The sequence below is a fragment of the Bradyrhizobium sp. 179 genome (assembly GCF_023073535.1).
Taxonomy (GTDB): Bacteria; Pseudomonadota; Alphaproteobacteria; order Rhizobiales; family Xanthobacteraceae; genus Bradyrhizobium.
The window spans coordinates 1-10,540 of the sequence record NZ_JADPJR010000082.1 but is presented as its reverse complement, the minus strand read 5'-3'; the positions used below and the strand labels follow the sequence as shown (position 1 = coordinate 10,540).

General features: G+C 59.4%; 7 protein-coding genes and 3 pseudogenes. 6 read left to right on the top strand and 4 right to left on the bottom strand.

Going from position 1 to position 10,540, the window contains the following annotated elements; all coding sequences use genetic code 11:
* Positions 1–537 precede the first annotated feature (537 nt).
* The 4 genes and pseudogenes from IVB12_RS20785 to IVB12_RS20770 all read right to left on the bottom strand — a co-directional run bounded on the left by IVB12_RS20785 (position 538) and on the right by IVB12_RS20770 (position 3,940).
* Entirely contained in the window at positions 538–1,581 is a 1,044-nt protein-coding gene (locus IVB12_RS20785; protein WP_247301428.1) for a GntG family PLP-dependent aldolase, read from the bottom strand.
* A gap of 661 nt (positions 1,582–2,242) precedes the next feature.
* Positions 2,243–3,184, bottom strand: coding sequence for a D-aminoacyl-tRNA deacylase (locus IVB12_RS20780; protein ID WP_247301426.1), 942 nt, complete (start codon positions 3,182–3,184; stop codon positions 2,243–2,245).
* 70 nt (positions 3,185–3,254) lie between these two features.
* Positions 3,255–3,407: pseudogene (locus IVB12_RS20775) on the bottom strand (CoA transferase); the annotation flags it as partial.
* A 59-nt stretch (positions 3,408–3,466) separates the two neighbouring features.
* Positions 3,467–3,940: a PaaI family thioesterase gene (locus IVB12_RS20770; protein WP_247301424.1), complete on the bottom strand. Its 474-nt coding sequence runs from the start codon at positions 3,938–3,940 to the stop codon at positions 3,467–3,469.
* A gap of 227 nt (positions 3,941–4,167) precedes the next feature.
* On the opposite strand from IVB12_RS20770, the gene IVB12_RS20765 reads away from it, so the two are divergent.
* The 6 genes and pseudogenes from IVB12_RS20765 to IVB12_RS20740 all read left to right on the top strand — a co-directional run bounded on the left by IVB12_RS20765 (position 4,168) and on the right by IVB12_RS20740 (position 10,483).
* Positions 4,168–4,644 carry an Lrp/AsnC family transcriptional regulator gene (locus tag IVB12_RS20765; protein ID WP_247301422.1) on the top strand — a complete coding sequence of 159 codons (477 nt, stop codon included), beginning with the start codon at positions 4,168–4,170 and terminating at the stop codon, positions 4,642–4,644.
* A 174-nt stretch (positions 4,645–4,818) separates the two neighbouring features.
* The gene (locus IVB12_RS20760; RefSeq protein WP_247301430.1) at positions 4,819–6,480 is read left to right on the top strand and encodes an MFS transporter; all 1,662 of its coding nucleotides are present in this window, start codon (positions 4,819–4,821) and stop codon (positions 6,478–6,480) included.
* 497 nt (positions 6,481–6,977) lie between these two features.
* Positions 6,978–7,984: pseudogene (istA, locus tag IVB12_RS20755) on the top strand (IS21 family transposase).
* Between the two features lie 43 nt (positions 7,985–8,027).
* Positions 8,028–8,300 carry an ATP-binding protein gene (locus tag IVB12_RS20750; RefSeq protein WP_247301421.1) on the top strand — a complete coding sequence of 91 codons (273 nt, stop codon included), beginning with the start codon at positions 8,028–8,030 and terminating at the stop codon, positions 8,298–8,300.
* Between the two features lie 140 nt (positions 8,301–8,440).
* Positions 8,441–9,894: pseudogene (gene istA, locus IVB12_RS20745) on the top strand (IS21 family transposase); the annotation flags it as partial.
* Positions 9,895–10,000: 106 nt separating this feature from the next.
* Complete coding sequence (locus IVB12_RS20740; protein WP_247301419.1) at positions 10,001–10,483, top strand: ATP-binding protein; 483 nt, start codon at positions 10,001–10,003, stop codon at positions 10,481–10,483.
* Positions 10,484–10,540: the final 57 nt, after the last annotated feature.

Sequence of the window (10,540 nt, the reverse complement as noted above, 5' to 3'; positions counted from 1 at the left end):
GACCTGAAAACCGAGTTCGGGATTTTCGTGGAGATAGCGGCGCCAAGCGGTTGCCTCGCGCTGCAGATGCCGGAAGCTTTCAACGGTGCGCATTCTTTTTCTCAACTTGGCGATCAAGCGCGATACAGTGTGTGTGGCGTACGGCTGAGTACTTCGGCGCCGCGTTCGGTCACCAACACGCTCTCGCAGCATCCGACTAAGTGACCGCTTTCGGCAAACAAGACTATGGGCATATGCAGCGTCATATTGGCCTCAAGGAGGTCAGCAGCTATTGCTCCAAGCTCAAATTACTGCGTTCCGCCCAATGGACATCATTTTGATATCCGGTCTTGGACGCCGGTAAGCGGAATAGGTCACCTTCCATCGTTAATCCTCAAGATCCTCTTGCGTTTGCATCGGGCATCTTCGAGATAGATTGCCAGCATTCCCGCGCTTTACGGCCCCCGTGGGAACGGAGCAATTCTCGGAAGCCCGACGAGAAGAAACCTCGAGCCAACCAACTTGGCTTGGCAGCCACCCGATGATGTCCTTACTCGATCATAGTGGTTTGGCCTGAACAACCGATCGAACAGCGCTTGCGATCACTTCCAGATCATCATCGCTGATGAGATAGTGGAGGACTGCGCGAACAACGCCTTCGCTGAGCGTGCCCATGCGCACACCCCGCTGCGACAGTGCGGATAGGAATTCCGCAGTCGAGAGGCCGTCTCGTTCAATGCGGAAGAATACCATGTTCGTCTCGATGACCGAAGGCTCGAGGTGCACGCCAGGAATAGTGCGGATCCTCTCCGCGAGCAATCGCGCGCGCCTGTGGTCCTCGCTCAGCCGCTCAACCATGGTTTGAAGCGCTACAATACCTGCGCTAGCCATGATGCCGGCTTGGCGAAGGCCGCCTCCCAAAAGCTTTCTGTAGCGTTTGACCCGCTCGATAAAGGGTCGGCTTCCGCACACAATGGAGCCGAATGGTGCAGCTAGTCCTTTGGTGAGACTAAACATGACCGAGTCAAAGTCCGCGGCTACTTCCGCCGGCGTCGTCTTTAAGGCGATCGCCGCGTTGAACACGCGGGCACCGTCCAGATGCAGCGGCAGATCATGCGCATCAGCAAACGCGCGCACCTGCTTGATATAGGAGGCAGGCAGAACGCGCCCGCCGCTCTGGCAATGCGTATTCTCCAGCACGATGACCCCCGGGGGTGCACATTGGTAATCGTGCTTATCGCGGATGGCAGAGCGCAGATTATCGAGTGACAGCCGGCCGTCGAGCTCCGTCACGATCGGGTGTAGGACCAGGCCACCTACCACCGAAACGCTTCCGGCCTCAAAGTCGTATAAATCAGAGCGATCGCCGAGGATCACTTCATGACCGCGAGGACAATGTGAGAGCAACGCTGTAAGGTTTCCCTGACAACCGCTCGACACAAAGGCAGCGTCTTGCTTGCCGAGCATCTTCGCTGCCAGCGCTTCCAACTGATTAACCGTTGGGTCTTCACCGTAACCGGCATCCCCTACTTCCGCATTGAACATCGCCAGCCGCATTTCTTTGGTGGGAACGGTTACGGTGTCGCTCAGCAGATCAATCATTTGTCCCTCCAACTGGTGGCGTCGCTCAGTGTTTTAACGACGGGTGATACCGTGCCGCTCTCGCTCGATCGGTGGCAAAGAGGCAAACGTCCGCGATCTACTCGCAGGCCGCGCCGTTTATTCCGCCTCTTTGATATGCCCAACTCAAGATAACGGCCCTCATGCGACTATTTTCGGCGTATTTCCCAACCATTTAGATGCTTTCAGGCGCTAAAATGCATTCAGCGCCGAATTTTCGGCATGCGATCGTCAGTTTACCCGATCGATGCCATCAAGCCCATTCGCTGGAACGTGTGCTTGCGTTTGCGGGGCCCAGCTTGGGCGCCCTCAACGATTTGACCTAAGCTTCTGATTTTTCCGTTTTCACGCAAGCTGCGGATACAACGATGGGCTCGTTGAAGGTAGCCTCTCGCTTTCCACTGCAGCCGAGACCTCCATCTCGGGCTTACGCGCGCACCGTTTCACGCCGTAGTGCCAGCGCCGCCTATCATGGCTATCCGGCAATGGCGGCGCCTATCCACATTGTTCTGATCCGAAACGACTTCGACGCTCACCGTGCAAAGTTCATCGGGGCATCCCGGACTCGTCACGGAGCGCGTCAAATGGTCTTCCAGGCTGCAGGGATATGCTTCCTAGGGTCCCACCTGCCTTTGCGGTACGTTTATCCTATGGACTCGTCAGGCACGGAAGGCACGCGTACCTTCTTGTGCGAAAGCATAGGGACTCCGAGTTCTTCGGCTAGAAGCCGAGCAATTCCCTTGTAGGGCCCCTTAAGTTTATCGTGGTGGACTATGGCTTGAATGCCGCCGAGGATTGAATGCACACAAGCCCTTAGATCGGCCAAACGGCTCTCTCGGTCATATCCCTCCGATACAAGCCAGTGGTTTGGAAGCACATGACTTGCTGCTATCGGGACCCCCTCCCGGGGGCGCAATACCGCATTCGTGAAACCAAGTTCGAAGTGAACGCCGCCGATACAAAGGACCGATTGCACGGGCTCCTCCATGCGATCGAACGTACGAAGGAGAGCTCGCGCTAGCACTTGAGCGGCAAGAGGATTCGTCCAATCTGCCGGCGAACTTCCGATTTCGATATCAATAGTGGAAGGTCTTAAGTCCGCAAGACGAGTGCCAGAATAGCCAGCTTTGACGCCTGACCAATGCGTCGCTTCCAAGTAAGTCTGGAAACCGGGAAGACCAGAGAGGATGCGCTCGTCTTCGATAGCCAGAAGGAGCCCCCGCGTGATGCGGGGGTCAACTGGACTGAAGGTGCCAGTCGCCAAATCGCCAGTAGTTTGAACCGTGAAGATTGCATTTGGTGCATTGGCACCCTCGTGCCAATTCACGACACCAATGACATCGGCTTCTCCGAAGCGCTCGTTCAAAATTGGTGCGTATCGCGCATAGTTGTAGCTGACAAGCTCGTCGGTCGTCACAACAGACATTTTGGTGTGTCGTAGATTTATGATCTCGAACACGGGATGTCCATCGATTTTGGTCCCCGTTTCAACGAGGGTCCGCTCAGCCTGGAGGGCATTCAATACATGCGCCGCAACCGGATCTTTTTGGGCATCAACACAGAAGATGAAAACCGCATGTCTCATCGAAACAGTCCTTCGTTTTCGAGCGGCAACTCGCTCTTCTTCAAGCATATGATTTACTGGATTGGCCCAAAGGCGGGAAGGCGCGCGCGTCGTCGCCCGTGCCCGGCGACTCGACCTTGATCACATCCGCACCTAGATCGGCAAGCATTCGGCCCGACAGGGGACCCGCCAGCACGCGCGCGAGATCAAGGATCTTGATGCCTGAGAGCGCCAAGGGCGACATAAAGGCTCTTCTCCGGGAACTAGATTTTTGAGGTATGGCGCAGCAACAAAGATCGCGAGCTACGCGGCCGGTTGTGGCTCTCGGGTCCGGCTGATCCGCTTGATCGTGCCGGCGAAGGTAAAAAGTGTCCTTTCCTCGACAGTCAATTGACCTCGCACGAAGAGCAGCGAACGCCCGGCACGGGTGACTTCGCCCGTGCCCACGATCAGATCGCCTTCACGCCCTGCATCGACAAAGTCGCCCGCGAAATTGATGGTTACGCCGAGTCCTTGCAGCACCGGAGAGGCGATCGCAAACAAGCAGAAGTCGGCGAAGGTCATCAAGCAGCCGCCATGAACGCTCCCGGCGCCATTGAGGTGTTTCTTCTCGACCCGGAAAGCGCAAAGAATACTGCCGTCCGGCGCATGCCGGTGCCAGAACGGGCCAGTATTAATCTCAAAACTATCTCGGCTCGAAGTTCGCCAACCTGTGAACTCGCCCTCGAGGCCAACAGGGAGATGAGGGCGATCGGCTATTCTCTCAGTGCTGTGCAAGGAAACAGACCTTCCAGATGGTTCGATCGAAAATCCGATTGCCTAGGTAGCAATCGGGCGAGTTATTTGAACGTCCATGTGTTCAATGGTTGTTGTTGAAATTGCTCGCGCATTCAGCATACTGCCATAATGAACGTATTCGCTTCGCATTATCCGGCATATCGGAGGTTTTTCTGCGCCGAACCTGTTTTTTGCGAAGGAATTTATCTTTATGCCAGGAGTTGACCATGCAGTACGACCGACTAGACGCCCGCATTTTGGAGATCGTACAAAAAAACAACCGTTTGACTTCCGAAGTGATCGGCGAAATGACGGGACTTTCTGCTACAGCTTGTCAACGACGACTGAAGAGGCTTCGCTCGGAGGGCATCATCGAGGCTGACGTTTCGATCGTTTCTCCGAAGTCCGTAGGAAGGGCTCTCCAAATGCTTGTCCTGGTGACTCTGGAGCGAGAGCGTTCAGATATCGTCGATAGATTCAAGAAGGCGATCAAATCGTCAGCTGAAGTCGTCAATGGATTTTTCGTCACGGGCGAGGCCGACTTCGTGCTGTACATCACAGCGCGCACCATCGAAGACTATGAGCAATTCACTCGGCAGTTCTTCCATAAGAACCCGGACATCAAGGAATTCCGGACGATGGTCGTGATGGACCGAGTGAAGGCTGGTTTTGCCATCCCAGTTGAAGCTCCGTCCGAAGATTGATGAAGCCAGTGTATCTCCGCTGAGAGTATTCACATCTTCGCGCTTTTTCATCGCCAGTCGCCCAAGAACGCGGAAAATACGCGCCGTTATTAATCTACTCTTTCGTCCGGACAAATTCGGATTGAAAAGCGTCGTTGGGCGCGAATCGAAGTGACCGATCTGCCAAAGTCTCGGATGTTCGGCGCTGACGGCATAACAGCGCCACTTCGCCACGCTACGTTCTGTCGCATTTGGCTGGCCAGCCTGCTCTCCAATCTCGGTGCCGTGATTCGAAGCGTCGGCGCGGCTTGGGCAATGACCCAAATGACATCGTCCGCCGACAAGATCGCGCTAGTGCAGACCGCGTTGATGTTGCCGGTCATGCTGATCTCCATGCCGGCTGGCGCTGTCGCCGACATGCACGATCGTCGTATGGTGGCGCTAGTTTCGCTGAGTATCGCATTTGCCGGTGCGACGGTGCTGACGATACTTGCCTGCCTTGGCATGGTCACGCCGAACTTGTTGCTGGCACTGTGCTTCGTAGTCGGCAGTGGCGTAGCCCTCATGGACCCAGCCTGGCAATCATCCGTCAGTGAGCAGGTACCGTCGGAAGCGCTTCCAGCCGCAGTTACACTGAACAGCATCAGCTACAATATAGCGCGAAGCGTAGGTCCGGCGATTGGCGGCATCGTGGTCGCCACCGCGGGCACAGTGGCCTCGTTCGCGCTCAATGCGATCCTCTATCTGCCACTAATGCTCTCTCTCTTCCTCTGGAAGCGCACTTCCGCCCCCTCTCGTCTGCCCCCTGAAACGCTCATCCGCGCCATTGTTACGGGTGTGAGATACATCACGAATTCACCGCCCATAAAGATCGTGCTCATCCGCACCCTAGTCACCGGGGTAGTTGGTGGGGCGATAATCGCGCTGATGCCACTTGTGGCGCGCGATCTCCTGCATGGTAGCGCACAAACCTATGGCGTCATGCTCAGCGCCTTTGGTCTGGGTGCGGTGATCGGCGCACTCAATATCACCGAAATACGGAAACGGATGAATGGTGAGGCGGCAATTCGCGCTTGCGCGATATCTATGGCTGGGGCAATCGCCGCAGTCGCGCTGGGCGGAGAGCCGATTTCAACGGCGGTCGCACTCTTTGTGGCGGGCTCAGCATGGATGATATCTTGGGCGCTATTCAATATCGGCGTGCAGTTGTCAGCACCACGCTGGGTAGCCGGTCGTTCGCTTGCGGCGTACCAGGCGGCGGGATCGGGCGGGATTGCCGTCGGTAGTTGGGGATGGGGTTATCTGACCGATACCGCTGGTGTCCAAACCGCGCTCCTTGTATCGGCCGGACTGATGCTCGCCTCACCGCTCATTGGGCTCTGGCTTCGCATGCCGCGGGTAGGCTCACGTGGCGAAGACGGCGAAGCTCTGGCCGATCCCGAGGTACGCCTTGCGCTCACCGGGCGCAGCGGTCCGCTTGTCGTCGAGATCGAGTATCGCGTCGCGCAGGAGAATGCCAGGGCCTTTCACGCCCTGATGCAGGACGTGCAGCTTTTTCGTCAACGCAACGGAGCCTACGGCTGGTCGATTGCGCGCGACATCGCCGATCCCGAACTGTGGACGGAGCGGTTTCACTGTCCGACATGGCTCGATTACCTGCGTCAGCGCAATCGCTCGACGAAGTCAGAGCGCGCGCTGGATAGGCAGGCCGAGGCCTTCCACATCGGTCCTGAGCCTGTGCGCCTCCGACGCATGCTGGAGCGTCCGTTTGGATCGGTGCGTTGGAAGGACGACCCGCTCGATCACGGTGCGGACGAGTTTCTTCTTGGCGATTGGAAACGCGGAGGGAGCCACTAGTCGTTGCCCGATAAGGACCAAGCAATGTGAGTTATTGAGTAATCGATGCCCTTCTACACAACGGCAGGACATCTCGATGACGCGGGCTAGGACTGGTCCGCCCAACTGCTCGACTTGATCTGCCTGATTCCAAGGCGGCTCAGGCTGCATTGAGGCGGACTCCAGAGTGCGCCCTCCTATTGCGCTAACTCGCGCCTCCAATTCACCCTCTGGGAGGAAGAGCGAACCACGACTAGAGTGGCCAACTGACAGAGTGCTCTAGGAGGCGAAGGCAGCTTGATGCAATCCGACAGTTTATTGAGCATGGCGTGAGAACAAGCGTAAGCGTGGCGTTGAGGCCTTTGAGAATACGTACGCTGTCGTGAGAGCGCCGCTATAAAAGTCATCTTCAGCAAGGGTGCTGACAATGGATGCTAGCACCGATGCAAAAGTGATCCACTGCGCCGAAATAAAACTGACCCACCGGGGAAATAATGACGGTTTTGCGCGAGCCGTCGATGTTGAGCCAGGAGCAAGCAGTGGAGATACGAGTTTTGGCCCGTCGGAGGTCTGGAGTGCGAGAGATAGCGCGACAGTTAGGCTGTTCGCGGAACACAGTGAGCCGATACCTGCGGGACCAGAAGGCAGGTCGGTACGGGCCACGCGCCCCGCGGTCGACCAAACTGGACGGGTACAAGAACTATCTACTTGAGCGCGTCGGCCAGGCGCGGCCCCGATGGATACCAGCGACAGTGTTGCTGCGCGAAATCGGCGAGCTCGGATACGCGGGTGGAACAAGCCAACTGAAGGCACGGCTGGCGCCACTCAAGAAGGGCGAGCCGGAAGTGATCGTGCGCTTCGAGACGCCGCCGGCAAGCAAATGCAGGCGGACTTTACGTGGGTACGGCGCGGCCGGGATCCCCTGGTGGCGCTGGTGGCAACGCTCGGCTACAGCCGAGCCACATTCGTCAAGTTCGGTCAGAAAGAGGATGTGACGGCTCTCTGCGAGGGGTTGCGCGCAGCACTGGACTACTTCGGCGGTGTGCCCGAGCAGATCCTGTTCGACAATGCCAAAACCGTCGTCATCGAGCGCGATGCCGATGGAGTCGGGTTACATCGCTGGAACGATCGGCTGCTCGAATTGGCCGAGGATTGTGGCTTCACGCCCCGCGTGTGCCGTCCATACCGCGCTAAGACGAAGGGGAAGGTCGAGCGGTTCAACGGCTATCTCAAGGGCAGCTTCCTGGTGCCGCTGGCGGCGCGCTTGCACGCGACCGGTTTGAACCTGACCGCGGAGGTAGCCAACGCTCATGTGCGACGCTGGCTCGACGAGGTTGCCAACGCTCGCGTGCATGCCACGACTAAGGCGATTCCGGCACGTCGTCTGGCGGAAGAGCGTGCGGTGATGCTACCGGCGCCAGCGCTGAAGGCGACTGCGGGGATGCCGCTGCAGGTACCAGTTCCAGTCGAAAGCTTACAGCATCCGCTGTCGGTATATGACGCGCTTTTGGAGGTGCAGTCATGATCCAAAGCAGGAGCGGATCGCCAGCTTGTGCGGACAACTGAAAATGGCCTCCCTGGCGACCGAATGGCCAGGCCTGGCTCAACAGGCGGCGCAGGACGAGGTCAGCTTCGCCGACTTCCTTGAGAAATTGCTGAACCGAGAGCTGGCAGCGCGCAAACAGCGGAAGCGTGCGACCTTGCTAAAGCTGGCCACGATGTCGGCGGTCAAGACGCTGGAGCAATTTGATTGGAACGCCGGCAGCGGTGCGCCCAAGGTGCCGATTCCGCTCGATGTCGCCCACCATTCCGGAATGATCTCGCCCACCGTTCCGATTTGATGTCGCCCACCATTCCGAGATGATCTCGCCCACCATTCCGGGATGATGTCGCCCGGGGTGACGAGGCCTCTTCTGGCTCCGATACGGCCCGCCTTTCGGCTTTGCGAAGGGGGACCTGGATGCCGGCGGAGAGGCTTGCGATGCGCCACGTGCGCGAAGTGATCAGACTGAGGTCGGCTGGGATGCCGACCCGCGAGATTGCGCGCGGTTGGGGACGGCGCCTTCGACGGTGCGGTTGACGATCCGCCGTTTTGAGGCGGCGGGGCTGACCTGGCCGTTGCCCGACGACGTCACAGACACGGTGCTGGAGGCCCGGCTGTTCGCCAGCGCCGGAGCCGGTCCGGGCACCCGGCGGGGCCATCGGCGGCAGGCCGAGCCGGACTGGGCGGCGGTGCATCGCGAGCTCAGGCGCAAGCACGTGACGCTGTCGATTGTGTGGGAGGAATACATCGCGGGCGAACCCGGCGGGTATCGCTATTCGCGGTTCTGCGAGCTCTACCGGGCCTGGGAAGGCCGGCTGTCGGTGACGATGCGCCAGTCGCATGCGGCCGGCGACAAACTGTTTGTCGACTATGCCGGCGACGGCGTGCCGGTGGTGATCGACCGGTTCACCGGCGAACGGCGCACCGCGCAGATCTTCGTCGCGGTGCTCGGCGCATCGAGCTTCACCTACGCGCAGGCGACCTGGACGCAGGGGCTCGCCGACTGGATCAGCGGCCACGTCGGCGCCTTCGAGGCGATCGGCGGCGTGCCGGCACTGCTGGTGCCGGACAACACCAAGGTCGCGGTGATCAAGGCCTGCCTCTACGATCCGCAGATTAACCGCAGCTACGCCGACATGGCGACGTATTACGGCTCGGCCATTCTGCCGGCCAGGCCGCGACGGCCACGGGACAAGAAGGTCGAACAGGCGGTCCTCATGGTCGAGCGCTGGCTGCTCGGACGGCTGCGCCACCGCACCTTCCATAGTCTCGCCGATGTCAACGCGGCGGTCGCCGAGCTTTTGATCCGGCTCAACGAGGAACGGCCGATCCGGCGGCTCGGCGTCACCCGCCGCAAGCTATTGGAGGAGATCGACCGGCCGGCACTCCAGGCCTTGCCGGAGAGCCCTTACGTGTTCGCCGAGTGGCGGATCTGCCGGGTCAGCATCGACTATCACGTCGAGGTCGAGGCGCATTGTTACAGCGTCCCGCATCGCTTCGTCCGCGCCGAGGTCGAGGTGCGCTTCACCGCGCGCACCGTCGAGATTTTCCACAAGGGCGAGCGGATCGCCGCGCATCAGCGCATGAGCGGCAACCACAAGCACACGACCGTGCCGGAGCACATGGCCTCCAGTCATCGGCGCTACGCCGGCTGGACCATCGAGCGCATCCGCAAGGATGCAGCCATCATCGGACGTGCCACCGCGGCACTGTGCGACCTGATCCTGGATGAACGCACACACCCCGAGCAGGGCTTCCGCGCCTGTCTCGGCATCATCCGGCTTGCCCGCTCCTACGGCCATGAGCGGCTCGATGCCGCCGCCATGCGGGCGATCGATATCGGCGCCCGCACTTACGGTTCGGTCAAATCGATCCTCGCCAACAATCTTGATCGGCGTCCTTCACCCAAGCGCTCCGCGGACGACGCGCCGATTAGGAGATCATGCCTTGCTCACCCATCCGACCCTCGATCAGCTCCATCAGCTTGGCCTTCACGGCATGGCCAAGGCCTTCGCCGACATCGAAGCCGGCGGCGAGGCCGCAAGCCTCGGCCACGCCGAATGGCTTGCGCTCCTGCTCGAACGTGAAGCCTCGCTGCGACGCGACAAGCGACTGTTGAAGCGGCTTCAATATGCCAAGCTGCGCCAGCAGGCTTGCGTCGAGGACATCGACTATCGCACCCCGCGCGGCCTCGACCGCAGCCTCTTGACGATGCTGGTCGAAGGCCAATGGATTGCCGACCACGCCAACCTTTTGATCTGCGGCCCGTCCGGGGTCGGCAAAAGCTGGCTCGCCTCGGCCTTGGGCCACAAGGCCTGTCGCGATGACCGCTCCGTTCTCTATCAAACGAGTACCGAAGCTCTTCGGCGATCTTCAATTGGCCCGCGGCGACGTACGCTATGGCCGGCTCTTCCGCGCCTGGCCGGCGTCCAGCTGCTCATCCTTGATGGTGTGGACGGCCTCACCTCAACGGCATCATAGTGCCAAGCGTGGCCGCCAGGGAGCCACAAAGAAGGGAGACCGTCCGCGATGAAGTTT

Excerpts from the sequence above, each read along its gene's own strand:
- IVB12_RS20785 (WP_247301428.1), bottom strand. The coding sequence starts at position 1,581 with ATGATTGATCTGCTGAGCGACACCGTAACCGTTCCCACCAAAGAAATG.
- IVB12_RS20780 (WP_247301426.1), bottom strand. The coding sequence starts at position 3,184 with ATGAGACATGCGGTTTTCATCTTCTGTGTTGATGCCCAAAAAGATCCG.
- IVB12_RS20765 (WP_247301422.1), top strand. The coding sequence starts at position 4,168 with ATGCAGTACGACCGACTAGACGCCCGCATTTTGGAGATCGTACAAAAA.
- IVB12_RS20760 (WP_247301430.1), top strand. The coding sequence starts at position 4,819 with ATGTTCGGCGCTGACGGCATAACAGCGCCACTTCGCCACGCTACGTTC.
- IVB12_RS20750 (WP_247301421.1), top strand. The coding sequence starts at position 8,028 with ATGGCCTCCCTGGCGACCGAATGGCCAGGCCTGGCTCAACAGGCGGCG.
- IVB12_RS20740 (WP_247301419.1), top strand. The coding sequence starts at position 10,001 with ATGGCCAAGGCCTTCGCCGACATCGAAGCCGGCGGCGAGGCCGCAAGC.